This is a genomic window from Tildeniella sp., from assembly GCF_059505325.1.
The window spans coordinates 26,039-52,493 of record NZ_JCACKI010000035.1 but is presented as its reverse complement, the minus strand read 5'-3'; the positions used below and the strand labels follow the sequence as shown (position 1 = coordinate 52,493).

The following is a 26,455-nucleotide window of genomic DNA, read 5'->3' as shown; positions in this document are numbered from 1 at the left end:
GGGAGAGGGCTAGGGTGAGGGCAAATTTAGATGATGAATATAAGCCTGTGTGGGAGCGGCGAGTTTGGTTTGCAGGTGCGCGATGAGCTGTCGATCGCCCTCTGTCCAAACTCTTGGCTGCTCGAACACAGAGCATTCCAGAATGCCAATCAGCGTATCGTTGAGATAGATCGGCGCGTGAACGAGTGCTCGATGCTGAAATTTCTCTCGCTCATAGGCGCGATCGACGACATCACTACCCGCCGTTTCAATATCGTCTACAAAAACGGCTAGAGGAGTACGCAGCGCGATCGTCATCAGCGGATCTTGCGGTGCAGTTGGATCTTCCAGCCAGTCAGCACCCAGCCAGTCAGCTTCCCGACCGTCCCGCGCCCAACAGTGCGTGATTTTTCCCTGCCCTGTTGTGGGTTCTCGCAAATAGAGAAAGCAACGATCGCACGGCAACATTGCCCCTAATGCTGGCATCAATGCCGTCAAGAAGCTGTCTGGCTCTACGTCATTTTCAAATAACTGGATTAACACGTCCGGCAAAGGCTCAGCCATGCTTTCTTTCATCACGAGACAGCCTCCTTCGGCAGCACCTCTCCCGGACAACCCGGTTGACGCTTTGCTTCCAAGTAGTCTGCCATAATTTGCTGGTAGCGATCGCGCCCAAACGTAGCGTAGTGACCGGGATAGACTGTTTCGATCGGCAGCTTCTGCAAGCGCTCATAGGTCGAGATGTAGGTGGGAATGTCGCTTCCGGGTAGTTGGTCGAGCAATTCGCCATCGTAAATAACATCGCCGGAAAAGAGTTCCTGGTTTTTGGCATCGTAGAGGGCAATGCAGCCAGGTGAATGTCCTGGTAGATGGAGCACTTCAAAGGCACGATCGCCCAGATCCAGCACGTCGCCTTCCTGCAAAAGCTGCGTGGGTTCGGCACTGTGGAGCGTATACTGCATTGCCGTGAAGCCTGCATAGGGCAATTGCTCGAAGTGCTCATCCAGTACAAAGCCCAATGCTTGAGCGCACACAGCCGCGTGGTTATCGCCCAATCGCAGTGCCTCTGCTTCGGCGGGATGAATCGCCCTGTGTTCAAATTCGTGCAGTCCGCCTGCATGGTCGAAGTGAATGTGAGACGCGATCGCCAGCAGTGGCTTATCAATCAACGCCGCAATATGCTGTCGCAAACTTGCTACGCCTAAGCCTGTGTCGATGAGCAAATCCTGCTTCTGCCCTTTGATGAGCCACAGATTCGCTCGGTTCCATGCCCAATAGTGTATTTCGCCGATGCAGTAGAGTCCCGGATTAATTTGGCGCGTCGCAAACCAGCGATCGCAGACAGGTTTGGATTTCAGCACGGTTAGAAGTCTTTGTGCAAAACCATATTATGCCCTTATAACCAAAGGTATGCGCGACGAGAACAGGTAAGTCAGCTCCTATCACACCCTTTAAAGCAACAACGATTCAGGCACACCCGACGTAGGTAACTTTTGCAACTGACGATCGCATTAATCAGCGATGCCTCTACAGAAAAACTGTCAGGCGATACAATAGGATTGCTCGGTAGCACAATCGCACTATCAGGCGATACAAAAGGATTGCAACCTGACACACTAGCCTGATCCAGGCGGCACAAAAGGATTGTGACCTGCAACAATGGCATTGTCCAGGCAGCACAAAAGAATTGTGACCCGCTACAAAAGGATTGTCGGGTGACACAATCGCATTGCCAGGCGATACAAAAGGATTGCGACCCAACACAATGGCATTGTTAGAGAACACAATGGCATTGTCAGAGAACACCATGGCATTGTTCAGGCGACACTTGTAGGGGCATAGCATTGCCGTGACCCTACAAGCGATTGGATCTGTAGCTGTCAGGCTTTAAATCGGTATAAGCTGTGTCAGCCAATCAAGGTATACGCTATTTTTGTAGAGAAGCGTAGAACAACTGAGTCATGGCGGTCTTACAGCCTTAACGCAACGAATGGACGATCGCCGCTTAGAACCGATTCTCGCCTGGTTTGCACAGCAAGGCTGGCAGCCGTTAGCGTTTCAGGTGGAAACCTGGCAGGCATATTTGGCGGGTCAGAGCGGCATGATTCAGGTGCCAACGGGTTCTGGCAAAACCTATGCGGCGGTGATGGGAGCGATCGCCGCCATTTTAGAAACGCCGGGAATCGGACTGCAACTGCTGTACATTACACCGCTACGAGCGCTATCACGGGATATTGAGCAAGCAATTCGACGACCGATCGACGAAATGGGCTGGAATTTACGGGTGGAATCGCGCACCGGAGACACCAGCGCGTCTAAAAAGACCCGGCAACTCAAGAACATGCCGGATATTCTCATTACCACGCCCGAATCGCTGGCGCTGATGTTGTCGTACAAAGATGCTGCTACACGGTTCAAGTCCCTCCAGGCAGTCATTTTGGACGAGTGGCACGAACTGCTTAGCTCTAAACGCGGTACGCAAACAGAGTTATGTCTCTCGCATCTCCGGGGGCTACAGCCCAACCTGCAAACCTGGGCAATTTCGGCAACGTTAGGCAATGTGGAAGAAGCGGCACAGGTGGCGATCGGTCTCAACCAGCAACCCGTCATCGTGCGATCGAACCTGAATCGCCAAACCATCATCAAGAGTGTCTTGCCAACGTCCGTCGATACGTTTCCCTGGGCAGGGCATCTGGGATTGAGGCTGTATGAGGAACTGGTCGAGGCATTAGATATCAATATATCTACGCTTATTTTCACCAACACGCGCTCCCAGGCGGAACGGTGGTATCAGGCGCTCACCTTCGCGCTGCCAGATGACATCGATCGCATTGCGTTGCATCACGGTTCCATCTCTGTTGTAGAACGGGAAGCGATCGAAGCGGGACTCAAAGCAGGTGACATCAAATGGGTTGTGTGTACTTCATCGCTGGATTTGGGCGTGGATTTTCAACCTGTTGAGCAGGTCGTCCAAATTGGCAGCGCGAAGAATCTTGCCCGGTTATTGCAACGAGCAGGGCGATCGGCACACGTCCCCGAAGGCACCTCCGAAATTTTGTTTCTGCCTACCAATGCGCTAGAACTCCTCGAAATTTCTGCGTTTCGCAATGGTTTGAAAGCAGGCGATATTGAAGCACGACGATCGCTCCACAAACCCTATGATGTGCTAATTCAACACTTAATTACACTCGCTTGTGGCGATGGCTTTACAGTTACAGAAACACTTGGTGATATCAGACAATCTGCTTCCTACGCTGCTTTAACCGATGAAGAATTTGTGTGGATACTGGAGTTTATCATTCAAGGTGGCAAGTGTTTGAGCGCCTATCCCAACTACAAAAAAGTGATTTTGGAGGGCGATCGCTACGTTATAGCCAATCCGCAAATTGCTCGTATGCATCGTATGAGCATTGGCACGATTACATCCAATCAAGCGGTGCGAGTACGCTACATGAATCAGAAAGATATCGGCACCGTTGAAGAAGGCTTTGCCTCTAAACTTAAGAAAGGAGATGTCTTCTTTTTTGCTGGGAAACAGCTTGAGTTTTTCATGATGAAAGATATGACGGTTTATGTGAAAGGCACTAAGAAAACGTCAACCGTCACCCCGATCTGGACAGGCGGAAATCTGTCGATTTCAGACTCGTTGAGTACGCATTTAAGGAGTGAAATTGCCTGTGTCAAGCAAAAGGCGGCGCTAAATCGTGAACTCGAATGTATTGCACCGATTCTGTTAGCGCAGGCACGAATATCCTACTTGCCATCTCCCGGTGAACTGCTTATTGAAATCTGTAAGACGCGCGAAGGTCAGCATTTGTACGTCTTTCCCTTTGAAGGGCGCTTTGTCCATGAAGGGTTAGGTTTTCTGTGGGGCTATCGTTTTGCCAACCAGCAAAAGACAACTTTAACGATTTCAGTCAACGACTATGGCTTTGAGATTTTAGCACCCGCTGACTATCCCTTCAAAGACTTATTTTCGTCACAGTTTTTTGCGTCGGATGCACTTGAGGATGAGCTGAAGGCAAGCATTAATATCTCAGAGCTAACCAGTCGTAAGTTTCGTGGCATCGCTCAAGTAGCAGGACTTGTTTTTCAAGGCTATCCATCTGCAAAGAAAACGTCGGGTCAACTACAGGTAAGCTCTTCACTGATTTACGAAGTTTTTTCTAAGTATGAGCCGGATAATCTGTTATTGAAACAGGCAGAGCAGGAAGTATTAAATCAACAGCTTGAAGCACACCGATTAGCTAAAACGCTCGATCGCCTAAACACCTTAATGACGATCTGGCAAGAAACCAAGCGACCGTCACCCTTTGCCTTTCCATTGCTCATTGAGCGACTCAGCTCACGGTTGTCAAATGAAGGCTTGTTAGATCGTATTGAGCGTTTGAAAAAACAGTGGGAAAAGAAATAATGCAAATCACTGTTTTAGGAACCGAACTGCAATTATTGCCAGAAAAAGCGATCTATGTTGAGCATCTGCAAATGCTGCTTGTTTCCGATGTGCATTTGGGGAAATCTGAAACGTTTCAGGCAGCAGGTATTCCCATTTCCAATCGAGTGAATCAAGACTCGCTCGATCGCTTGCAAGCTCTCTGCCTCAAAATGCAGCCAAAGACCTTAATCATCTTGGGCGATCTGTTTCATTCTCGCTTTTCTCTCGTCAAAGAGGTGTTGGATGGCTGGTCACGTTTTTTAGATGCGATCGATCTAGAGGTCAAGCTCATCATCGGCAATCACGATCGCGCCCTCATCAATAGCCTCAGCCAGCTTTCCATCACCTGTTTTACCGATGCTCTCCAGTGCGATCGTCTTTTACTGAGTCATGAGCCATGTTCGCAGCCAAAAGCACTGAATATCTGTGGTCACATCCATCCCTGTGTGCGGCTCAGGACAAAATTGGACAACCTGCGTCTGCCGTGTTTTTACCTGGAACAGCAACAAAAGCGCCTCGTACTGCCCTCATTTGGAGCCTTTACAGGTGGCTACGAAGTTGAGCTGAAGCCCGGTTCAACTGCCTATGTCATTGCTGAAAATACAGTCGTAGCGTTTGAGGGTTAGCGTAAGTCTGTAACAGAAACACGCTTGTACGAAAGGGTTATAGCAACAAAGCGAGACCGTAGCCACAACTATCTTTTCCACACTCATCAAAGCGCCAATTGAGTGAGGATAGTACTTACGCTGTCGAAACGGGAAAGTGCGTAGCGTTCACCGATTAGGCTTTTCAGGTAGTAATCCCAACTGTTTGAGGGTGTCGGTATCGTAATTGGCTTGTCGCCAGTATCGGGCTTCTTTAATTTGCGCTGTTGCAGTGCCAATTGTGCTCCTGAGGTTAGCGTTTTGGAAGTTAGCACCATAGAGGTAGGCAGAGAGAAGGTTAGCACCATAAAGACTGGCAGAGAAGAGATTAGCACTGTGGAGACTGGCAAAGAAAAGATCGGCTCTATAGAGGTCGGCACCATTAAGGTTGGCGTTGAACAGGTTAGCATAGCCGAGGTTAGCACGATTGAGGTCAGCTCTATAAAGGTTGGCAGCACTGAGGTTGGCGTTGAAGAGGGTGACACTGCTAAGATTAGCGCTGCTAAGATTGGCGTTGCTAAGATTGGCGCTGCTAAGATTGGCGCTGCTGAGATTGGCACTGCTGAGATTGGCACCTTGAAGGTCAGCATTGTTGAGCTTGGTATTGCTGAGATTGGCACTGCTGAGATTGGCACCTTGAAGGTCAGCACGGTTAAGGTCGGTGTTGGTTAAGTTCAACTTTTGCTCCTCTGGATGATTTGTCACTTTTCGTCGCCCAATTACTGTTAGTGCCGATTGCACGTCAGTTGGAATGAGCTTTAGCTTTTTGTCCTTCGATGACCTATTCCTAACAAAAGCTGTCAACACTTCCATAACCGTCCTGTAATCTTTAGGTGAATCGTTCGCAATTCGCTCCAGCGAGAGGATCGCACCAATTCGAACATCGATCTCCTTACTCCCTAAGTGTTCCACAGCCTTCGCAGAGCGGTCAGTAACGAGCTTTTCATTGTTGAGTTGTCGTTCTTCTTGTGCTGCTTCTAGTTGCGCTTGACCAGTGCGATATGTAAGGTATAACCCCAATCCCGCAAGGAATGTCGCCAACACACCAAATGCCGAAATCATGACCTTTACCACGTCCAAAGCGGCACTTGGTGTCTCAGCAGTAAAGGCTAGTCGTAACAACCGCTTAATTTTCCAAAAGGGCGATCGCTCTCGTTGCAGTGCCTCAATTGCCGCCTGCCAATGTTCTTCGGCTGAACGTTCAGGCTGAGCTTGCCAGAGGGCATACGCACGATCGCGGATTTGCTCGTCTGTAAAGGGAAGGAGCTTGGGTTTAAAAGAGCGTTTCAGTCTCTGCACTCGCGTGACTCGATATTTCGTCACCGCAAATTTAGCCTAAATCAGTTACGTTGCGTGGACAATGTCTGAGTTTCAACGCAAGAATTTTGCTGGCAGCCAACATACTTTCGCTAACCCTGTCTTAGCGATCGCCTAACGGAACATGCTGCTCACAGAGGTATCTTCGTGGATGCGCCAGATGGTTTCGCCCAGCAAATTGGCGACGGAAAGCACCGTGAGTTGTGGGAAGCGATCGCCATCTGGAATGGGGATCGTATTCGTCACAATTACCTCTTCAAAGAGACCGTTAGAGAGGCGTTCGATCGCGGGTGGTGAAAAGACGGCATGGGTAGCACAGGCGTAGACTTGCCGTGCGCCTTCCTGCTTCAAGAGCCGTGCGCCTTCAATAATCGTGCCTGCGGTGTCGATCATGTCATCAACCAGGACGGCAGTTTTACCAGACACATCACCGATCAGATTCATCACTTCTGCCACATTGTGAGCCTGTCGCCGCTTATCAATAATCGCCAGTGGCGCATCATCCAGCTTTTTGGCAAACGCTCGTGCCCGTGCTACGCCACCCACATCGGGCGAAACAACAACCAGATCAGACAGTTGCTTGCTCGAAAGATAATCGATCAGCGTCGGCGAACCGTACACATGATCGAGCGGAATATCAAAATAGCCCTGAATCTGCGCTGAGTGTAAATCCATTGCCAATACCCGATTGGCACCTGCCTGCGTAATCAGGTTTGCTACCAGCTTGGCGCTGATCGACTCTCGCCCTGCTGTTTTACGATCTGCCCTGGCATAGCCGTAATACGGCATCACTGCTGTAATCTGCCGTGCCGATGCGCGACGACAGGCATCGATCATAATCAGCAGTTCCATAATGTTGTCATTCACCGGACGGCACGTTGGTTGCAGCAAGTACACATCACAACCCCGGATCGATTCCTGGATTTGAATGTAGAGCTCGCCATCAGCAAACCGCTTTCGCACCATAGGGCTAAGATCCATGCCCAGATAGCGTGCAACCTCCTTGGAGAGAGGCATATTGGCTGAACCAGAGAGGAGCCGTAACCGATTTTGGTCACTAAGAGACGGCAGAGCAGCTTGAGGAGTAAGAGTTGCAGAGCGGATCACGGCGTATCCTCGAACGTAGTCATCGCAATATTACCATTCGGATTTGAAAACGGACTTCAGGATATACCCTTGGAAAAGTGACGTACAGCGTTCCAAAAAGTCAGGCGAACGAGAAGGGCTTGAGAGAGCTTACGATCGTACACTAACCTGATTCAACCAGTGCAAAAACGCTTAGCCTGAACCATTGTCACCCACTCAGCAGACAGTTAAAGTCGCCTACTCTATAGCTCCCTATTTTCCATTGATCTAAAAAAAATAAATCAGTGGATTTACACAAAACACCATTACGATTTTATGCAATGTGCACGTACTGTTGACAACCGCCGATCGTCCTCACCCAACTGGTGCGCTGATACAGTCACATTAATCGCTTCATCAAGCCTCACTAGCACACAAAGGAACAAAAGCATGAGTTTGAAAGATCGCATTGGCGAAGATATTAAAACCGCCATGAAAGCAAAAGACAAAGTGCGGCTAGAAACCGTGCGGAGTATCAAAAAAGTCATTCTAGAAAAGGAATCCAGCGTTCGTCCGTTGGGGCAAGAAAGCTTGACAGAGGCGCAGGAAATCGAAGTGCTGGTGCAGTTGGCAAAGCAGCGACGAGATTCGATCGCCCAATATCAGCAGGCGAACCGCGCCGATTTAGCCGATCAGGAAGCTCAGGAATTGGCGATTCTGGAAGAGTATCTACCCAAGCAACTGTCAGATGAGGAGATTGCCACTGCTATTGATCAAATCATTGCTCAAGTAGGTGCTACGTCTGCGAAAGACATGGGTAAGGTCATGAGTCCAGTCATGCAGCAGCTTAAAGGCAAGGCAGATGGCAAAAAAGTACAAGATCTGGTGAAAGCGAAGTTGGGTGGTTGACACTCACGGTCGATCGCCACACCTTGTCTGCCAGAATAAGAGAGCTAGACGCTAGAAAGATTCCGCTATGCGACCACCGATCCCTATTGGCACCACATTACAGAACCGTTACCGCATCCTCAGCGTCTTGGGTCAAGGAGGGTTTGGTCGCACCTACCTGGCAGAAGACCAGGGGCGGTTTAACGAACTCTGCGCGCTAAAAGAACTGATCCCAGCACAGGGAGGCGCTTATGCCCTGGACAAGTCTAAAGAACTCTTCCAGCGAGAAGCGCAAATTCTCTACCAAATTCAGCATCCCCAAATTCCTCAGTTTCGAGCCACGTTTGAGGAAGACCAACGTCTGTTCTTAGTCCAGGATTACGTGGAAGGACAAACCTATCGAGCGTTGTTAGAGCAGCGTCAGGTGCAGGGGGTAGCGTTTTCAGAACCAGAGGTGTTGCAACTCATGCGGCAGCTTTTGCCAGTGCTGGCTCACATCCATAGCAAAGGCATTATCCACCGCGACATTGCCCCAGACAACATCATGCTACGGCAACAGGATGGCAAACCCGTCTTAATTGACTTCGGTGTGGTGAAAGAATTAGCGACACGGTTTCAATCGCCGAACCTGACGGCACAGAATACGACAGTTGGTAAGCCAGGGTTTGCGCCCAGTGAACAGATGCAGTCGGGACGGGCGTATCCTAGCAGCGACTTGTACTCGCTGGCAGTAACCGCCGTTGTACTGCTAACGGGACGAGAGCCACAAACCTTGCTGGATGATGCGACGCTGACCTGGTACTGGCAGCGCTGGGTAACGGTCACTCCAGGCTTTGCCCAGGTTCTTAACAAAATGCTGAGCTATCGTCCAGACGATCGCTTTCAGTCAGTTGCCGAAGTGGTGCAGGCACTCCAGGCACCCACACCTGCTGCCTCTACGCCGCCTCCCTACCAGCCACCCGCTCAGACAGCCGTACCATCGACTCCAAACGTTTCCCACATGGCAACGATGGCGGTCGGACGACAGCCCGATCCGCTGCCAGTGACTGCAAGCCCCAGTCGGAACGTGCCGATCGTGCCTGCGCCTCGTAGCTCCGTTTGGGACGATCCATTAGCGGTGGTTGCGATCGGGCTAGGGTTAGTAGTGCTCACAGGTGTTGGCACCTGGGCAGTCGTGCGGGCAGTGCTTAACAACCAGCCCACGCCATCGCCTACGCCGACGCTGACTACATCATTCAGCCCAACTCCGACGTTCTCGCCGACGCTCACACCAACACCGAAACCCACGAATGAGCCTGTCGCCTACAGCCAAACGCTCGATATCAGCCCTGATACAAAGGTGACCAAAACAGGTACGCTGCGATCGAACGAAACCGTCAATTACATTCTCGCTGGCGAACAGGGACAGCAGTTAAGCGCTGTTATTTCAGGTGAAGGGATGCTGATGTCCTTGCTGGGTCCCGATCGACAGCCTCTGAGTGGTCAGTCTAGTCGGGTTTCGCTCTGGCAAGGGACGCTGCCTTACACAGGTAACTACTACATTCAACTTAGCCCAGTCAAAGGGCTGGACAGGAGCGACTATCGGCTGGATGTCAACCTCAGACGCGCTGCCACTCCCACCCCAACGCCAACCGAAACAACACCATCGCCCAGTCCATCACCAGCAACACCAACGGTTCAACGTCACCGTGTGCGCTTTGAGTCTGGGCAAACGGCAACAACCGTGAGCGATCGTGCCACCCCCCAGCTCATTCACCGCTATCTGCTCAGAGCAACGGAAGGACAGATCTTCAAAGCTGCGGTGCGTGATGGTTCCGTCACGCTCAATATTTCCACCCCCGATGGGCAACCGATTCAGGCGGCATCCAACGTCCTGTCGTGGGAAGATCAGTTGCCCATGAGCGGTACCTACCAGGTTGATGTCATCGCAGCTCAGGACACAAATTTCAGCCTGGATATTAGTATTCGGAACTAGAATAGTTACTGGTTGTTAGTTTTTGGTTGTTAGACGATGTCCGTCTGTAAGCGGGCGATCGACCCATCATTGACGGTCTTGCTAATGCCACTCAGCCTATCTCATTCTTTTCATGCCTGACTAATAGCCAATAACTAACAACTAACAACTCTTGAACGCTCTACTCATTACTGCGACCGATACCAACGCGGGTAAGACTGTCTTAACAACAGCGCTAGCAGCCTACTTGCAAACCTACTGTGCCGACCAAACATGGAGCATTCTCAAGCCCATCCAAACGGGCGTTGGCGACGGCGAACTCTACAGCAGACTGTTTGCGCTCTCTCTAGATGCAGTCACCCCGTTACGCTTTGACGCGCCTCTTGCTCCACCATTGGCAGCCGCACAAGAAGGACGGCGTGTTGAAATCGAGTACGCCTGGCAAGCCTTTGAAACCATGCGGCAGCAATACGATTGGGTGCTGGTGGAGGCGCTGGGCGGGTTGGGTTCGCCGATAACGCACGAAACTACGGTGGCAGATTTGGCGTGGGACTGGCATTTGTCAGCCGTTTTAGTTGTGCCTGTAAAGTTGGGCGCGATCGGGCAGGCGGTTGCTAACGTGGCGCTGGCTCGTCAATCTCGCGTTCATCTCAAAGGCATTGTGCTTAACTGTGTTGAGCCTTGCACACCGGAAGAAATTGAGCAGTGGGCATCGGCTGATCTGATCCAGTCCCTGACCCATACCCCTATTTTGGGAGTGATGCCTCATTTGGCTGACCCAACTGATATGGCTCAACTGGCTCAAGTCGCTTCAAATCTGATGATAGAACGTTTGATCGCTGTTCCACTCAAGTCAACTAGAGCTTGAGCGCAGAGCATTAAGGGACGATGCGCTGATCGAGGTTTGTCAAACCCGTTGTCGCTCCTGGTTTAAAAACCAATGCCTGGATGTTGGCATCCTTGTAGCGATCGAGACCAAGATTCACTCTGATGCTGAGAGGTACAGCATTCGTGGGTACTGTCACAAAGCCCAAACGCTTGTAAAATGCTAGGCGGTGGGGCTGGCTGGCTAAATAGAGTGGCAGTGACGCTTCTTGAGTCAGCCGTTGCACTAAACAAGACCCGTAGCCCTGACCACGCCATGCAGCATCGACCTGCACGAGATATGCTTCAGAATGAGTGCTGTACTTAAAAAGCTTGGCACAACCGATGACTTTGCCACCAGACTCAACGACCCAGAAATTCGCTAGAGTTCTATCACTCCACTGATGAGCTTGCAGTGCCAGCACAAACAGGATGGTCAAAGCAATGGCGTGGGAGTAGAAACCATGTCGTATCAGCGCGAGCAAGAGACCCGCAGTGATTGCGATCGCCACGGGACTCTGGTAAAAAAGTGGACGTAGCCATTGCGCTCTACCAGGCTTCAGCGATCGATAAAATTTGTCTACTAGCGGCTCAATCGCTTTGCGATCGCCTACTTGAGCCGGACGAATCAAACATTGGGGCGATCGAGAAGAATGCAGTGTCATAGAAAAATGGCGATCGCTCGTTAAAGACCTTGCCTAAAGTCGCTAAAGTAGATCTATTGCAGTTGGCAATCCCTTTCAGGATGCCCAAGGTTTCTTCGAGAGGCACACGCTATGGTTTCGACCCCGTTATCCCCCCATCCTGTTGACACGTCTCGCATTCGCGCCACGATTCAGGCATTGCAGCCAGAGCTGGTCGAGTGGCGCAGACAACTCCATCAAAAACCAGAGCTAGGCTTTCGTGAGCAGCTAACGGCAGCCTTTATTGCCCAAAAGCTAGAAGCGTGGGGCATTGAGCACCAAACAGGCATCGCTCAAACGGGGATCGTTGCCATCATTCGAGGCACACGTCCGGGTGCGGTACTGGGCATTCGTGCTGATATGGATGCGTTGCCCATTCAAGAAGAAAATACCGTTGCCTATAAATCGCAGCATGACGGCATTATGCACGCCTGTGGTCATGATGGACACGTCACGATCGCCCTCGGTACTGCCTACTACCTATCGCAACACCGAGACGCTTTCGCTGGTACAGTCAAAATTATTTTTCAACCAGCAGAAGAAGGACCCGGCGGAGCCAAGCCCATGATCGAGGCTGGTGTCCTCAAAAATCCAGATGTGGATGCCATCATCGGTTTGCACCTGTGGAATAACCTGCCGTTGGGCACGATCGGCGTTCGTAGTGGCGCACTGATGGCGGCTGTAGAACTGTTTAACTGCACCATTTTGGGTAAAGGTGGACATGGTGCCATCCCGCAACAGACGATCGATTCCATCGTGGTTGCCTCGCAGGTTGTGATGGCACTTCAAACGATCGTGGCACGCAATGTAGACCCGATTGAATCCGCAGTGGTAACAGTGGGCAAATTGCACGCTGGTACAGCGCACAACGTCATCGCTGCCACGGCTCAGATGAGTGGCACCGTCCGCTATTTCAACCCTCAATTTCAAGGCTTCTTTAAACAGCGAATGGAACAAATTGTGAGCGGCATCTGTCAAAGCCACGGCGCGGACTATACGCTGGAATACTACAGCTTGTATCCACCTGTTATTAATGATGAGCGCATGGCAAGCCTGATACGATCGGTCGCTGAAACTGTCATTGAGTCACCGCTCGGCGTTGTGCCCCAGTGCCAAACAATGGGTGGCGAAGATATGTCCTTTTTTCTTCAAGAAGTCCCTGGCTGCTATTTCTTTCTCGGTTCTGCCAACGCCGATAAAAACCTGGCGTATCCACACCATCATCCCCGGTTTAACTTTGACGAAACGGCTTTAGGGATGGGCGTTGAAATCTTTGTCCGCTGCGTGGAGCAGTACTGCCGCTAAGTCTGATTGAGGTGCGATCGACTGCATTCAAGCAAATAACATCTCATTACTCTGTCAGATTCCTGTTTCTTGCTTCAGAGGATGCCTCAAAAGTCTAAGCTCTTGTAGCTTTGGCGACTGAATACTCCTACTCCTTTGGAGAAGGCTTCGCCAACGGAGACGCTACGCGTTTCTTGGATGCCGAAGGCTTTACGCGGCTACACAAACTAAACCCGCCGCCGCAGGTTGCCAAAACCTTTCGTTTCAATAGTCCGCGTCGGCGAATTTTGTTTACGTAGTCGCGGTTTTAACTGCCAGATGCTTTTCAAATAACCTCTTAAACTTGCATTACATCTTGAGCACTGCCAATTGGAGGATAAGGTAGAGCCATTTTGTTTTTCATACGTTTTTAACACCCTTCAATCACGCTTGTTCTAGCTGTTAAAGCTAACCAACTTCCACTCAATGTTTGAGATAAACAGGAGTTAAACATGGCGAAGCTAGGACAAGTTCATGTCAGTCATATTCAGAAAGCTAAAAGCTTTTTGGATGAAATTCTTGTAGGAGATGCTAGTAACAATGTTCTGAATGGAGAGAATGGAAACGATATAATCCTGGGAAACTTTGGAGACGACATTATTTCTAGTGGTCAAGGAATTGATGTCCTTATCGGTGGACAGGGAGACGATCAATTATTTGGTGAAAAAGGTGATGACGTTCTGTTTGGCGACGAGGGCAACGATCAAATGGATGTTTCCAATGCCATCATTGTTTGTAACGTTGCAACAGTCTATTTTGTTGCGATCGCTTCAATCTCAATTAAAGTGCCAGGATACGTTGCCAACATGGGCAATGGAACGATCGTGCTTGCTGGGAAAAACTCAGCATCCCATTCATCGATCGCGACTTTAATCAAAATATCTTTTTTAATAGGCTCAAACTCAGCAATATAAATAGTCAGTTTGATAATGTCTTCAAAGGCGAGATTGCTCGCCTGTAGCGCAATTTTCACATTCTTGAACGTCTGTCTTACCTGTTGCTCAAAGTCTGTTGAGACTAACTTTCCTGCCAGATCAGAAGCCCACTGACCAGAGACGAAAACAATTTCTGCGTTGGCAGGCGCTTTCCCAATATGTGAAAACCCGTTCTGCACAGGATTAAAGAGGGTGGTGGGATTGATAAAGGTGTTTTTTCCTTGTTGCATAATGATTAGACAATGGGTACTTTGAGCTTGCGTGGTCAGCGTATCATAAGCACATTTAGACTTACGGTAATATAGCAAAAGTAATCGCTTGCGTCAGTTCTAATTTGTTGGGGTAATACCTTAAATTAAGGGATACAGATTTGGTGGAGGTGGCTAGTCATGGTTGTCTGTAGCATGATGATCTTTAGCCTCGGTATGGTTATCGCGCCCAATCTCATACCGCAGTTCTTTAACATCTGGTTTTCTCATCTTCTCAAGCTCACACCGCCTTTAGTGACGCAGCAACTTTCTACATCAAATTTGTCTACGGGCTGCTGGGAGACAGGGTAAACGCATCTAACATGAGGTTTGAGTCATTAGGGTAGGATGCAGGCTTATCCCAGCGGCACTTCTGCCCTGGATATCCATGTTCGCGCGAAAGTCGTAGATCTGATGGTTGTGTGAACGCAGAATACTGGCACAGGGTAGCGTCACTCGCATCCCATTCTGGCGCATATAGGTAATACCATTTCACTAAACTGTGGCTACACAGGCAAGCTTCGGCTGGCGGTCAGCGGTCAGCGGTCAGCGGTCAGCGGTCAGCGGTCAGCGGTCAGCGGTCAGCAGCAAAAACGAATCTGTAGGGCGATTTTATAGAATTGGTATAACATCCACTTCGTATACGGCTGAGTTACCAGCTTCACCTAACCATAGTCCTGTATTCTCGTGGTGCATTGTCTGGATCGTTGCAAAAAGCTGAGCCGGGGCATCCCGAACGGTCTGCTTGCCTTCCGCTGGCGGTTGGTTGCTAAACCGGAACTTACCATCATTGGTAAGGTGAGCGGCGATCGCATCAGCGTCTAGCGTATCCACCGTTTGAAGTAATGGCAAACCCATTCAGCATCCATTGCTTTACCTCTTAATGGATGGCTAGTGAATACCCTGTTGTTCCATTGCCCGCTGTACCCCTTCGTCTTCTGCCTCACCCGAAGTAGCCTTAGCGATCGTTTGGCAAAAGTATACCAATCGTCGGCACTGCCAGCGTTCTTAAGGGTTGTGAGAGACACTGTTGCCTTACCAAACCCGTGAAGAATGCGGTGCGTTCTATAGTCTGTAAGAATGATTAGGCACCAAATCCAATCGGTTTTGATGGAGTCTGTTTGCTTCTTGAGGGCTGCGAGAGGTTATTTCGCTTTAGGTGCAGCCGCATTGCCTACATACATACCTCTTGCTGGACTCTGCCACTTGCCCTTGGTTTTGCCGACCGAGAGGATGTTGCTAAGGGAACTCTTGGCTCGATCGTACGCCTCGCCTGGTAAGCCGTGATACAGCTCAGCCATAATAGCGTCTGTATTCAATGGCTCTTTGGCACTCTCTAAAATTTCACCCACTGACTCAGTCATTGATTTATTTTGAAAGTTAGTCTGCAAAAACGTTTGAAACCCGGATAGGGATGCTTTACTTCCATCACTGCTTGATGGGATCGATCGCGCTGGCTTCTCTGTTTTAGCTGCGCTAGTTTTTCCAACAGTAGGCAGTTTGGTAGCATCACGCTTTGACTGTGAGGGCTTGCTTTGTTGCCGTTGCTTAGTCCGCTTTGGTGGTGGAGAACTAACAGTCGAAGCGGCGGTATTGGCAGCGAGATGATTGCTATTTGCAGCAACTGTTGTCCGATCGAGCGGTGATACCGTCGTACTAACTGCGTTGAATGGTACGTCTTCCATAGCAGCATTGACGTTGTTACTGGCGGTGAGATTTGGTGTAGAAGTGGTATGAGGCGCTAATCCCAGTCCTGCCGCCTCTAACAGTAACGTCTCAATACCTTGAAGTTGAAGTGTTTTTTGCTGGATTTGCTCGTTGATCTGTTGCAGTTCGTGGCTCAAGTGTTCTTTTACTTTCTGCAATGATGCCACAAAGGTGCTCGCTTCATCTTTAGCCAATGTTTGCAGGTAAGAATGAGAATTAGCCACAACAAAATCCTTATTAGTTAATGCTTTTGATTTTACTCCACACTTCCATCTGCGACACATTAATCGGTCAATGACTTCGTAAGGCTTTACACCATTACGAAAAGCGGATTGGCGCTACGTTTCTATTGTTGGTGCAGCGATCGCTCAATCGTTTTGCAGTGTTTCTTACGATCATAAACTGCTGATATAGCGGTTCCTCATCCAGTGAAGTACAGTCGCAAAGAGGCAGAAGGCAGAGGGCAGAGGGCAGAAGTTAAAGAGCACGGTGGCTTTCCTTCTGCCTTAAAACCTCAGCCCTTGTACTGCATTCTTATGGGAACCGCTATATAGCTGCTTAACTCAGTCATGAACTTAACTCAGTCATGAAAAAGATGCAGTGATTAAAGCGATCAACTGTCAGCGGTGATTGCAGGCTCGACCACTGAGCTAGACTACAGGCTACTTTTCTTCAACACGTATTGGGGCTTGACTCGGTAAGCTCGATCGACCTCTCCGTTTAGAAGAAGATTTTGCCATTCACAGGTGACTCGCCTAATCTTTCCATGCTTTTTTTACTATGGCTATTAATTGACTGGGCATTCCATCAGTGACCAACTGTTTCATAACGGCACATCAAGGCATACCTGCACCTGAGCAGACGTTATGATGCCGCTAAGCGTCTTAATCGCGCAGTCTTGACCCAGTTGTCGTAACAGAACTCAACAAAATGTGTGATGATGGAAGCAGCTTGAGATTGAACGAATGTCAGCTACCACTTTCTATTCCTGAGCTATGCCTCAACCATCCCCACAAGCTCTGTTGCTGGTAGACGGTTATAACGTCGTTGGTTTGTGGGCTGACCTCCGGCAAGTGCGCGATCGCGCTGGGTTAGAACCTGCCCGCCGCCATTTGATTGAAGCACTCACGGGCTATAGTGCTTTTCAGGGCTTTGACACTCAAATTGTGTTTGACTCTCAATATCGAGAGACTGGCAGTAACCGCGAAGTTGTCACGCCTAACCTATCCGTTCGCTACACAGATTTTGGGCAAACGGCAGATACGTACATTGAGAAAGCGTGCGCTGACTTTCGATACGACATGCGTAAGTTTCAGCAGCGGTTAATTGTGGCAACGTCCGATCGGGCGCAACAGCTAACGGTAGTCGGTTATGGGGCAGAGTGGATGTCAGCCGAACGCCTAGGATTAGAGGTCGCGTCTATTGATCGACAAGTCCAACGTCAGCAAAAAAAGTCTAAAAAGCCGTCAACTCGCTTTCTCGCTCATGCGCTTGATCCGGCGGCACAACAGCGTCTGGCAAAGCTACGCTTTGGGAAGCATCAGCCTTGAAAGGGCACGGTGAGCGGGGGCAGGAGCAAGGAAGCTGTTGAATACGCTAGTGTCTTAATTGGACAGATTGACAAAAACTCTAGCTGGACGCTTGTCAAAGTGGTCAAATTGTCGGTACTATGGGATTCGCAACGTAGAGCATTCCTCAGTAGCTCAGTGGTAGAGCGATCGACTGTTAATCGATTGGTCGCAAGTTCGAATCTTGCCTGGGGAGTTAAAAGTAGTTGTTAGGCTCTAGTTATTAGTTGTTAGAGGGATTAGACTGCGAAATCATGTCTAAGAACCAGCAACTATCAGCTAACAACTTTGATTGGACAGCGCATTGGTCGCTTGATCCGTCGATTACATTTTTGAATCATGGTTCGTTTGGAGCTTGCCCTTTACCTGTGTTGAACGCACAGCAGCAATGGAGAGCACGGATGGAGCAACAGCCGCTCCAATTTTTCGGGCGGGATCTGGAGGCGCTACTGGATCAGGCGCGTGTTGAGCTAGGGGCATTTGTCGGTGCAGATGGAGACGATTTAGCGTTTGTACCGAATGCAACCACTGCTGTAAACACAGTGCTGCGATCGCTTTTGTTGGAACCGGGCGACGAACTACTAACCACAAGCCAGGAGTACAATGCCTGTCGCAATGCGCTGAACTACGTAGCGGAGCGGCATGGCTTAAAGGTGGTGGTTGCAGAGGTTTCCTTTCCCATTGCTGCACCAGAGCAAGTGGTAGAAGCGATCGTCAGTTGCGTCACTGCCAAAACCCGACTGGCACTCATTGACCATATAGTCAGCCAGACCGGGCTGCTTTTTCCTCTGACTGAGCTGATTCAGGCACTGACTCACCGAGGCGTTGAGACGCTGGTAGACGGTGCTCATGCGCCGGGAATGGTGCCACTCAATCTACACGCCCTTGGCGCGACGTACTACACGGGCAACTGTCACAAATGGTTGTGTGCCCCGAAAGGCGCAGCTTTTTTATACGTGCAGCGCGATCGCCAAACTGCCATCCGCCCACTCACGATCAGTCACGGTGCGAACTCTCCCCGCACCGATCGCAGCCGCTTTCGCCTGGAGTTTGACTGGACTGGCACCGACGACCCAACCGCCTATTTGTGCATTCCAGAGGCAATCCGTTTTATGGGGTCGCTGCTACCGGGTGGATGGGATGATCTGATGGCAAACAATCATGCGCTGGCGATCGCGGGTCGTCAGGTGCTCTGCCAAACGCTCAAACTAACGCCACCCTGCCCTGACGCAATGCTTGGCTCACTGGCAGGAGTACCGTTACCTGATGGCAACCCTCAAGCGCTGCAGGATGCGTTGTTGGAGCAGTATCAGATTGAGGTGCCCATCGTACCTTACCCAACCACATCCAGTCGCCTGGTACGCATTTCGGCACAGCTTTACAATCACTTGGAGCAATATCAGTACCTGGCAACGGCGATCGCAGAGTTGCTGTATAAAGAAACCAGTCAAGCAGCAAATAAGTAATGTGACAGTGTAGGATGCCGTATCGCCGTTCCGTCATACCAGAAAAGCGTAGGTAGTGCGTCAGTCTAACGTGGGATTGGTAGAGTAGAAGTGGTCTACAACTGGAAGCCAGACGATGGAATGTCCTCTGTGCGGTCACGCTAAAGCCCATAAACATGGCAAAATGCCGAACGGTCATCAACGTTATCTCTGCCCCGCTTGCCATCAAACCTTTTCCGAATCCTTTGACAGTCTCTACTACCGTCGCCATATCAGTCCTGAACAAATTCGCCAATTGCTACAAGCGCCCAGTGAAGGCAGTAGTTTACGTGGCATTAGTCGTACCACTGGACATGCTTATAATACCGTTGTGAGCGTTGTTCGCGCTGCCAGTCAAAAAGCCCAACTGGTACATAATGGGGAAGTTCAAGCGGTGCAAACCGAGGCAATGAGTGCCGATGAGATGTGGTCATTCGTCTCAAAAAACAAAAGCAATGTTGTGCCCGAGAACAAGAGCAGGGAGACTGTTGGATTGGTCTCAGCCTTGCCTGCTCTAGTGGGTTAATGCTGGCAGTTCGCGTGGGCAAACACACGGATGCATTCATTGAGCAGTTGGTTATCAACACCGAAGGTAAAACAGCGTGCAAGCAATTCAATACGGACGACTGGGGCGGGTATGAACGAGTTTTGCCGTCTGACATGCAGCATCATATTGGCAAAGACAGAACGCAGCGATTAGAGCGAACCAACGGGATTGTCAGGCAACAAACCGGAAGATGGCATCGACGACAGAACAAATTTGGCAAGGTGTGGGAACAAACGAAAGTGACAACGCGGCTAGTAGTGACTTACTTCAACTGGATTTGGCAGCATAGTCGAGGCAAAACTACAGCGGCACAACGGGCAGGATTAACACCTCAACCGTGGCATTGGCACGATATTGCTATCTATCCCACATTAATTTAATGCACTACCAAAGCGTAGCGTAACGCATCCGACTCCAGGCTTTGATGCGTTACGGCTAGTGACTTTAGCGAAGCCATATCGTAGCTTGCTTCTCGAAGAGTAGACTTTACATATGGTGTTTATATACTTACCTCACCACAGTGCGCCCTCACCCTAGCCCTCTCCCACAGGAGAGGGAACAAGAACCAGCTCTAAGCCCCTCTCCCAGTAGGAGAGGGGTTGGGGGTGAGGGGTCGCTAGTTTGGTGTTTCAAATATATAAGTGCCTTACATATCCTACAAAATTCGGTGTTGTTGAATTCTTATTCCCCAATGCTGAAAGCTGACCGCTGACCGCTGACCGCTCAACTGAGGACTTCTACTGACCGCGATCTTGAAACAGTATGCTCTGTTCTTGCCTTCGCCACTTCTCGACTGAGAATTCCCTAAGCGCTCCCCGATTCACGCTTAAATAGATGAAGCCGTTTCGCTGTAATCGTTGACGTGACTGAATCGAACAAGCCGACTCGTTCTCTAGCAAGAGTCGCTGGGATCGTGGCGGTTGCCACCTTCATTAGCAAAATCTTTGGGCTAGTACGACAGCAGGCGATCGCGGCTGCATTTGGAGTCGGTCCTGCCTATGGCGCGTACAACTTTGCCTATGTCATTCCAGGGTTTTTGCTGATTTTGTTGGGCGGCATCAATGGTCCCTTCCACAGCGCGATCGTGAGCGTTCTGGCAAAGCGCAAGCAGAATGAAGTCGCGCCCATTATGGAAAGTATTACCACACTGGTTGTCGGCATTCTGCTGCTTGTGACGATCGGGCTTGTTATCTTTGCTGACCCGTTAGTGCATCTGGTTGCGCCAGGGCTGTACATCTCATCGGCACAGGCAGCAGCCCAAGGTATTGATACAGCAACGTACCAGGTGCTGCAACAGACCAGAGAAATTGCAGTACAGCAGTTTCGCATTATGGCACCAATGGCAGTACTGGCAGGGCTGATTGGGATCGGCTTTGGAGCGTTGAACGCCGCTGATCAGTACTGGCTGCCGTCGATCAGTCCCCTGTTTTCTAGTGTGACGATGTTAATTGGTTTGGGTGGGCTGGCGCTCTACCTAGGCGATCGAGCCGCGTTGCCGCAATATGCAGCTTTAGGTGGGGCTGTGTTGGCATGGTCAACGCTGGCAGGAGCGGTTTTGCAGTGGCTAGTGCAGCTTCCAGCCCAGTGGAAATCCGGGATCGGTGGCTTTCGGTTGCGCTTCAACTTCCGAGAACCGGAGGTGCAGGAGGTCATCAGAATCATGGTGCCAGCGACATTTTCGTCAGGCATGATGCAAATCAATGTCTGGACAGATTTGTTTTTTGCTTCATTCATTCCCAACGCCGCTGCTGCCGTTTCCGCCATGGGCTACGCTGGGCTGCTGGTACTCACTCCCCTGGGTATTATTTCCAACGCCATTTTGGTGCCGCTCTTGCCGACATTTGCCAAGCTTGCTGCACCTGAAAACTGGTCAGAATTGAAAGTGCGCATACGCCAAGGGTTGCTGACCACTGCTGTCACGATGCTGCCCGTGAGTGCGCTCATGATAGCGCTGGCGGTTCCCTTGTCACGGGTTGTCTATGAACGGTATGCCTTTAAAATAGAAGATTCATACCTGACGGCTTCGGTGCTGGTTGCTTACGCGTCGGGCATGTTTTTCTACCTGTCACGCGATGTTCTGGTGCGAGTGTTCTACGCGCTGGAGGATGGCGATACTCCCTTTCGCATTAGCATCGTCAATATCTTTCTCAATGCCGTGCTGGATTTTTTCCTGGTGAAACCGCTGGGGGCACCGGGTCTCGTGTTGGCAACTGTCGCCGTGAACGCCATTTCGATGGTAACGATGCTGTGGATCTTGAATCGTCGACTGGGTGGCTTGCCGCTGCGAGAGTGGTCTGTACCGCTGGCAGGGTTGGCGATCGGTAGCGCGATCGCTGGCTTCGCCGCCTGGGGCACTTTGCAAGCCAGTGAAAACCTTCTAGGACGGGATGGTCTCCTCATCTTGCTCGTGCAGCTTTGCCTTGCTGGAGCCTTAGGGCTGGGTACTTTTGCTCTGATCGCCACCCAGCTCAAGATTCCAGAAGTTAATCAGGTCATGCTACGCCTGAAGCAACGTTTCTCTAGAGGTTGATTGTAATGACGATTTCTGAAAAAGGATTTACTCCTGTGGAGACGCAATGCTTTGAGCCTCTACAGGAGCGCAAAACGCTACTGCTTCCGCTGAAATTCCTCTAGCAGGTCGATCAAGTTAACTTGACACTGCATGGGCAGTAAGTCTGACAACGGCACTTCACGCTTACCACCACCCAACTTGACAGGGATGTTCTGGAGTATTTGAATAACGTCATCTTCCACGATCGCCTTAGCCGTAATCATCGGATAAAGCTGCTCTGCCAGCACAGTATGAAGATGGGCATTAGAGAGGTAGAGATGCCACTTTGCCACGTCGATGTAAATATTTTCACCAATCTCGGCGGCAAGCGCTTCGATCGCTTCGGTAGAACTGGTTTGTGCCATTGCAGTAAGCTCCAAATTTTTTTGAGGGGCGACCACCAATGAACGGCAGCGCTCTAGTACGTATTAAATAGTCAACGCAATTAAACGACACTGCTGTTGAGCAGAACTGAGCATAAGTGTGTTCGTAAAAGGCTCGGTAGAGATAAGCGGAGGCGGAACAATGAGCGATCGCCACTTACCAGCTACCGACTGAAGCTCTATTTAGTTGATTTAGAGGCACTGGTGGAAGTTTTTGGCTTAAAGCCAGTGCCAGCGTTGGTAGCAGTGGGGATTGGATCGGCATAGTTGGCGATCGCAAAAATGAACACTGCATGGGCAACCAAAAGCGCAACCCAGCTAAGCGTGATCCAGGGAGTCCAGGGGAGTCCTCCAGGTGTACCCAGTGGTGAGGTCTTTTCACCCAGGATGCGGAAAAACCAGAGTCCAGAATTTGTGACTGCAAAAATAGCCACATGCATCGCAAAGTTCATGCGGTCGTCCAGCTTACGGTAAGCGGGATCGTTGCGATCGGGTTGACGGGGCCAGCGAGGAGGCATAGGTCGTGAAGCTGCTGTGAATAATTGAGTTGTTTAGTCCACTTCTAGAGTAGCGAAGCTAGTCTCTGAATGGTCAGGTTCTTTAGGCTTAAAGCAAGCGAACTAGACCACAGTATAGTCTGTAACCTGATGCGCTACAGGGCTAAAGAATTGCTTAAATTGCTCTTCAGATTAAAGGCTGTTAACGGATGAGTAAGGTTAGAATTCAAGCTAGAGACTATTATCTCCCTCACACCGGGCTAGGTTTGTGACCATTGCACGTTTTTTCCGTGGAACAAAGCTGAAGCGCCGCCTGACTCACCTGGCGATCGTGGTGCTTCCCGATGAAGCAGCGGCTTTTCAGGCGTATCGCTTGCTACATCACCACGGCATTTCTCCAGAAAATTTGGCGATCGTGGGTGACGGTTACAGCAGCCCTGAGCGAGTTGGCTTGCTGGCACCGCTACACATTGCTTGCCAAAAAGCCCGTAGTTTTGGCGTTGTCGCTGCTTGCTCAGGCACAGTCTTGAGCTTAGTTGCTTCGCTAATCTCGACCCCAGGCTGGAATACAGCGCTGGTCGTGCTCTTAACAGGCATTCTTAGCGGTCTTTGCGCCGCGATCGTGGGTGGTTTATTTGGTTTCTTGGGCGAAGGCAGCACCGCCAGTATCTATCGGCATCACCTGAACCACGGACGCTACTTGCTGCTGATTGAGGGTCCTGAAAAGCTGGTTCACTGGGGACAGGAAGTTCTCAGCAATTATTCGGCTCCCAGCTTGCCTTGAGGGTTGCTTGAAACATGACTGATGGTTAAAACCGCGACTACCTAAACAACGTCTGCCTTTGCGGACTACCAGGATGTTGAATCTACCAGGGTGGTTAGATGACGTGCAGCATCGAAACTAATCGGGGCTGCTGTCGAATTACCGCCAATGGAGCCACTATCGTTTCTGTCAAAGCGCGTTGTTCAAAGATATTTGGAAAAGCTTCTGTAGAGGCATTCCTGACGCTTTTGCCATCATCGAAATCACGCTTTTCTGAGCGAAGGAACAATATAGTCTGGCTTCTAAGAACAGGGATGCCCGTTGGGGTCAATGCGGAAATCAAAGAGGCTATAATGCCGACAGCCCAAAGCGGTATGACATTTTTTAGCAGCATCCCACACCTTCTCTGTAAGAGGGTCGTCTGGATTAACGATCCATGCTTTGGTCGTGTCTTTGGCAACCAGATTTAAATCACCGCTTTGGTTCTGGCTAATCTTGTCACTATAGTTTCGGATGGGCTTCTGGTCTTTGTCCATGCTGTACTCTTCCAGAGGTAAACAGACAAGCTGCACCTTCACACCTGCTGCCGCCACAACTGCTTTTGCTTTTGCTTTGTTTGCCGTCAGCGCCATCACATCAGGCGTATTGCCTACGTAGGGGATATTGAGCAAGTCAAACAACGATCGATAATACGTCATGCCAGGGATGCAAAACATCTGTGGCACCATCACATCAATGTTGAGTGTGGTCAGCACTTGAATTGCTATCCGAATCCAACCTTTGAGCTGCCGCAAATTGTCTAGCAACAGCCAGGTATAGCTACAGTCACACGGGTTAGGACGGGGTGCAGGGGTGAAACCCCTGGCTGGGGGCGAAGCCCCCACACCCCTTTTAATTGAGAATTGTTGTAAGGTCGCTTAACGCTTTACCAAGTAGCGGATTATGTCACTGTCATGTGGCAGCGTTGCGGCGAACTTTATCCAGCACTACAGCAACGACAATAACAAGCCCAATCACTAAGGTTTGCATAAAAGATGAAACCCCAATCATGTTGAGGGAGTTTGAGAGCATACCAAGGATGAGAACCCCGTAGAATGCATTCAGCATACTGCCCATCCCGCCTGTAAGCGCAACGCCACCAACGACAACGGCTGCGAGGGATTGTAGCTCCAGCCCTGTTGCAGCTAAAGGCTGTGCAGCGCTAACCCAAGCTGTCAACACTACGGCAGCGATACCTGCTGTGCTACCAGTCAGTGTGTAGATCAATAGCGTTTGGACTCGTACATTGATGCCAGAGTTGAAGGCAGCTCTAGTATTAGAACCGATCGCGTAGACGTAGCGCCCAAACACGGTATGACGGAGCAGCCCATGACCGAGAAGGAGTGTTGCGATCGCAATCAGCGCCGGGGTGGGAATGCCCAACACATTGCTGAAACCAAACCGATCGCTTAACGCACTCGGCACATCGTAAATGGGCAAACCGCCAGTAGCAATCAGCGCCAGTCCCCTAGCAACCGATAGCATCCCTAAGGTGACGATGAAGGGAGACACGCCAAAGGTGGTGATGATGATGCCATTGATTAAACCAAAGCCTGCACCCGTCAGCATCATGGTGAGAATGCCGATCGCCAGTCCTGCTTTATTCATCACTATGACACCATACACGCCGCTCAGTGCCAAAACCCCTGCTAGAGAAAGATCTAGCCCACCGCTGATGACTGCCAGCGCCTGACCAACCGAGATCACCATCAGGGTTGCCAGTTGCCGACTCAAATTCACCAGATTATCACTCGACCAAAACCGGGGTTCAATCAGCCCAGTGGCGATCGCTAGAGCAAGAATGAAGAGCGGTAGAGCAAATTCACTTACTTTGAACCGAAAGCGTTGCGTAAGATTCATGGTGAAACTGTCAGGTGTGGGAACAACAAGCAACGATAAGCCGCAAAACTCCTTTGCCTGAAGATACCCCAAACGCGCCATCTCATCACTGGGGTAAAAAGATTAAGCAAAAGTTGGTAGTGGTGAATAGTAATGGTCAAGAGCGAAGGGAGGCATTGTAATGATGCACAAAGTACCAAATCGCGCCAATATATGGCTCAATTTTTTCGAGAACGATAAGGTTTTACGAACCAAGCGTCCGACTTGCGGCAGCAATGTGTTGTTAAACCGTTCAATATAGCTGGTTTTACCCGTTTCTTTGCCCACCGCTCAATGGCGCTTGCTCGGTAGCACCTGTTCATCTGTCTCCCAAAAATCGGTGTAGCAGATCGCGCACTGGCGGTAGCTCGATGCTTCGAGCAAAAAGGTCGATCGTCCGAGTTCAAAACTGCAACGTTGGAGCAAAAAGCTCGATCGTCCGAGTAAAAAGCTCGGTGCTTCGAGCAAAAAGGTCGATCGTCCGAGTTCAGAACTGCAACGTTGGAGCAGAAAGCTCGATCGTCCGAGTAAAAAGCTCGATGCTTCGAGCAAAAAGGTCGATCGTCCGAGTTCAGAACTGCAACGTTGGAGCAAAAAGCTCGATCGTCCGAGTAAAAAGCTCGGCGTTTCGAGTAAAAAGGTCGGCGTTCCGAGTTCAGAACTGCAACGTTGGAGCAAAAAGCTCGATCGTCCGAGTAAAAAG

General features: G+C 50.2%; 24 protein-coding genes, 1 tRNA gene and 3 pseudogenes. 15 read left to right on the top strand and 13 right to left on the bottom strand.

Features of this window, described 5'->3' with window-relative positions; genetic code table 11:
* Positions 1-9: 9 nt before the first annotated feature.
* Together AC5JO6_RS13930 and AC5JO6_RS13925 are read right to left on the bottom strand one after the other, a co-directional pair.
* A complete protein-coding gene (locus AC5JO6_RS13930; protein WP_496081673.1) occupies positions 10-555 on the bottom strand; it encodes a GAF domain-containing protein in 546 nt (181 codons plus the stop codon).
* Positions 555-1,337, bottom strand: a complete 783-nt coding sequence (locus AC5JO6_RS13925; protein WP_496081672.1) for an MBL fold metallo-hydrolase — start codon at positions 1,335-1,337, stop codon at positions 555-557. Before AC5JO6_RS13925 ends, AC5JO6_RS13930 begins: the two co-directional genes overlap by 1 nt.
* Positions 1,338-1,969: 632 nt before the next feature.
* Between AC5JO6_RS13925 and AC5JO6_RS13920 the strand changes: the two genes are divergently transcribed.
* Together AC5JO6_RS13920 and pdeM are read left to right on the top strand one after the other, a co-directional pair.
* Positions 1,970-4,393: a ligase-associated DNA damage response DEXH box helicase gene (locus AC5JO6_RS13920; RefSeq protein ID WP_496081660.1), complete on the top strand. Its 2,424-nt coding sequence runs from the start codon at positions 1,970-1,972 to the stop codon at positions 4,391-4,393.
* Positions 4,393-5,040, top strand: a complete 648-nt coding sequence (pdeM, locus tag AC5JO6_RS13915) for a ligase-associated DNA damage response endonuclease PdeM (protein ID WP_496081659.1) — start codon at positions 4,393-4,395, stop codon at positions 5,038-5,040. The genes AC5JO6_RS13920 and pdeM overlap by 1 nt, the downstream gene beginning before the upstream one ends.
* A 147-nt stretch (positions 5,041-5,187) precedes the next feature.
* Here pdeM and AC5JO6_RS13910 read toward each other — a convergent pair whose 3' ends face one another.
* Both AC5JO6_RS13910 and AC5JO6_RS13905 read right to left on the bottom strand, forming a co-directional pair.
* Positions 5,188-6,381: a pentapeptide repeat-containing protein gene (locus AC5JO6_RS13910; protein WP_496081658.1), complete on the bottom strand. Its 1,194-nt coding sequence runs from the start codon at positions 6,379-6,381 to the stop codon at positions 5,188-5,190.
* 108 nt (positions 6,382-6,489) lie between these two features.
* Complete coding sequence (locus AC5JO6_RS13905) at positions 6,490-7,482, bottom strand: ribose-phosphate pyrophosphokinase (RefSeq protein ID WP_496081657.1); 993 nt, start codon at positions 7,480-7,482, stop codon at positions 6,490-6,492.
* A gap of 408 nt (positions 7,483-7,890) precedes the next feature.
* Here AC5JO6_RS13905 and AC5JO6_RS13900 point away from each other — a divergent pair, with 408 nt between their 5' ends.
* The 3 genes from AC5JO6_RS13900 to bioD all read left to right on the top strand — a co-directional run bounded on the left by AC5JO6_RS13900 (position 7,891) and on the right by bioD (position 11,150).
* Complete coding sequence (locus AC5JO6_RS13900) at positions 7,891-8,349, top strand: GatB/YqeY domain-containing protein (RefSeq protein WP_496081656.1); 459 nt, start codon at positions 7,891-7,893, stop codon at positions 8,347-8,349.
* 67 nt (positions 8,350-8,416) lie between these two features.
* Positions 8,417-10,303, top strand: coding sequence for a protein kinase domain-containing protein (locus AC5JO6_RS13895; RefSeq protein ID WP_496081655.1), 1,887 nt, complete (start codon positions 8,417-8,419; stop codon positions 10,301-10,303).
* 151 nt (positions 10,304-10,454) lie between these two features.
* Positions 10,455-11,150, top strand: coding sequence for a dethiobiotin synthase (gene bioD, locus AC5JO6_RS13890; RefSeq protein ID WP_496081654.1), 696 nt, complete (start codon positions 10,455-10,457; stop codon positions 11,148-11,150).
* A gap of 10 nt (positions 11,151-11,160) precedes the next feature.
* Here bioD and AC5JO6_RS13885 read toward each other — a convergent pair whose 3' ends face one another.
* Positions 11,161-11,811: a GNAT family N-acetyltransferase gene (locus tag AC5JO6_RS13885; protein ID WP_496081653.1), complete on the bottom strand. Its 651-nt coding sequence runs from the start codon at positions 11,809-11,811 to the stop codon at positions 11,161-11,163.
* 111 nt (positions 11,812-11,922) lie between these two features.
* Between AC5JO6_RS13885 and AC5JO6_RS13880 the strand changes: the two genes are divergently transcribed.
* From AC5JO6_RS13880 to AC5JO6_RS13870, 3 genes and pseudogenes are all read left to right on the top strand, one after another.
* Entirely contained in the window at positions 11,923-13,134 is a 1,212-nt protein-coding gene (locus AC5JO6_RS13880) for a M20 metallopeptidase family protein (RefSeq protein ID WP_496081652.1), read from the top strand.
* A gap of 110 nt (positions 13,135-13,244) precedes the next feature.
* Positions 13,245-13,412, top strand: coding sequence for a hypothetical protein (locus tag AC5JO6_RS13875; RefSeq protein ID WP_496081651.1), 168 nt, complete (start codon positions 13,245-13,247; stop codon positions 13,410-13,412).
* Between the two features lie 192 nt (positions 13,413-13,604).
* A pseudogene (locus AC5JO6_RS13870) lies at positions 13,605-13,847 on the top strand (calcium-binding protein); the annotation flags it as partial.
* A gap of 56 nt (positions 13,848-13,903) precedes the next feature.
* On the opposite strand, the gene AC5JO6_RS13865 reads toward AC5JO6_RS13870, so the two are convergent.
* A complete protein-coding gene (locus AC5JO6_RS13865) occupies positions 13,904-14,317 on the bottom strand; it encodes a RidA family protein (protein WP_496081650.1) in 414 nt (137 codons plus the stop codon).
* A gap of 159 nt (positions 14,318-14,476) precedes the next feature.
* Here AC5JO6_RS13865 and AC5JO6_RS13860 point away from each other — a divergent pair, with 159 nt between their 5' ends.
* Positions 14,477-14,647: a hypothetical protein gene (locus tag AC5JO6_RS13860; protein WP_496081649.1), complete on the top strand. Its 171-nt coding sequence runs from the start codon at positions 14,477-14,479 to the stop codon at positions 14,645-14,647.
* A 300-nt stretch (positions 14,648-14,947) separates the two neighbouring features.
* Here the strand turns inward: AC5JO6_RS13860 and AC5JO6_RS13855 are convergent, their stop codons facing one another.
* Both AC5JO6_RS13855 and AC5JO6_RS13850 read right to left on the bottom strand, forming a co-directional pair.
* Positions 14,948-15,193, bottom strand: a complete 246-nt coding sequence (locus AC5JO6_RS13855; RefSeq protein ID WP_496081648.1) for a Cif family virulence factor — start codon at positions 15,191-15,193, stop codon at positions 14,948-14,950.
* Between the two features lie 287 nt (positions 15,194-15,480).
* Positions 15,481-16,266 carry a hypothetical protein gene (locus AC5JO6_RS13850; RefSeq protein ID WP_496081647.1) on the bottom strand — a complete coding sequence of 262 codons (786 nt, stop codon included), beginning with the start codon at positions 16,264-16,266 and terminating at the stop codon, positions 15,481-15,483.
* 771 nt (positions 16,267-17,037) lie between these two features.
* Between AC5JO6_RS13850 and AC5JO6_RS13845 the strand changes: the two genes are divergently transcribed.
* The 5 genes from AC5JO6_RS13845 (at position 17,038) to murJ (ending at position 22,171) form a co-directional block, all read left to right on the top strand.
* Entirely contained in the window at positions 17,038-17,592 is a 555-nt protein-coding gene (locus AC5JO6_RS13845) for an NYN domain-containing protein (protein ID WP_496081646.1), read from the top strand.
* A 142-nt stretch (positions 17,593-17,734) separates the two neighbouring features.
* Positions 17,735-17,806: transfer RNA gene (locus AC5JO6_RS13840), tRNA-Asn, on the top strand.
* A gap of 58 nt (positions 17,807-17,864) precedes the next feature.
* Positions 17,865-19,076: an aminotransferase class V-fold PLP-dependent enzyme gene (locus AC5JO6_RS13835; protein ID WP_496081645.1), complete on the top strand. Its 1,212-nt coding sequence runs from the start codon at positions 17,865-17,867 to the stop codon at positions 19,074-19,076.
* A 115-nt stretch (positions 19,077-19,191) separates the two neighbouring features.
* A protein-coding gene (locus AC5JO6_RS13830; RefSeq protein ID WP_496081644.1) for an IS1 family transposase occupies positions 19,192-20,021 on the top strand; the annotation gives its coding sequence in 2 pieces (ribosomal slippage) (positions 19,192-19,533 and positions 19,536-20,021; 828 coding nt in all).
* 482 nt (positions 20,022-20,503) lie between these two features.
* A complete protein-coding gene (murJ, locus tag AC5JO6_RS13825) occupies positions 20,504-22,171 on the top strand; it encodes a murein biosynthesis integral membrane protein MurJ (RefSeq protein ID WP_496081643.1) in 1,668 nt (555 codons plus the stop codon).
* A 77-nt stretch (positions 22,172-22,248) separates the two neighbouring features.
* On the opposite strand, the gene AC5JO6_RS13820 is transcribed toward murJ, so the two are convergent.
* On the bottom strand, positions 22,249-22,557 hold the full coding sequence (locus AC5JO6_RS13820; RefSeq protein ID WP_496081642.1) for a DUF3181 family protein: 309 nt from the start codon (positions 22,555-22,557) through the stop codon (positions 22,249-22,251).
* A gap of 197 nt (positions 22,558-22,754) precedes the next feature.
* Complete coding sequence (locus tag AC5JO6_RS13815) at positions 22,755-23,093, bottom strand: 2TM domain-containing protein (protein ID WP_496081641.1); 339 nt, start codon at positions 23,091-23,093, stop codon at positions 22,755-22,757.
* A 247-nt stretch (positions 23,094-23,340) separates the two neighbouring features.
* On the opposite strand from AC5JO6_RS13815, the gene AC5JO6_RS13810 reads away from it, so the two are divergent.
* Positions 23,341-23,856, top strand: a complete 516-nt coding sequence (locus tag AC5JO6_RS13810) for a hypothetical protein (protein WP_496081640.1) — start codon at positions 23,341-23,343, stop codon at positions 23,854-23,856.
* Between the two features lie 168 nt (positions 23,857-24,024).
* On the opposite strand, the pseudogene AC5JO6_RS13805 reads toward AC5JO6_RS13810, so the two are convergent.
* From AC5JO6_RS13805 to AC5JO6_RS13795, 3 genes and pseudogenes are all read right to left on the bottom strand, one after another.
* A pseudogene (locus AC5JO6_RS13805) lies at positions 24,025-24,599 on the bottom strand (hypothetical protein); the annotation flags it as partial.
* Between the two features lie 187 nt (positions 24,600-24,786).
* On the bottom strand, positions 24,787-25,815 hold the full coding sequence (locus AC5JO6_RS13800) for an ABC transporter permease (protein ID WP_496081639.1): 1,029 nt from the start codon (positions 25,813-25,815) through the stop codon (positions 24,787-24,789).
* A gap of 55 nt (positions 25,816-25,870) precedes the next feature.
* Positions 25,871-26,118, bottom strand: a pseudogene (locus AC5JO6_RS13795) (IS1 family transposase); the annotation flags it as partial.
* Between the last annotated feature and the right edge of the window lie 337 nt (positions 26,119-26,455).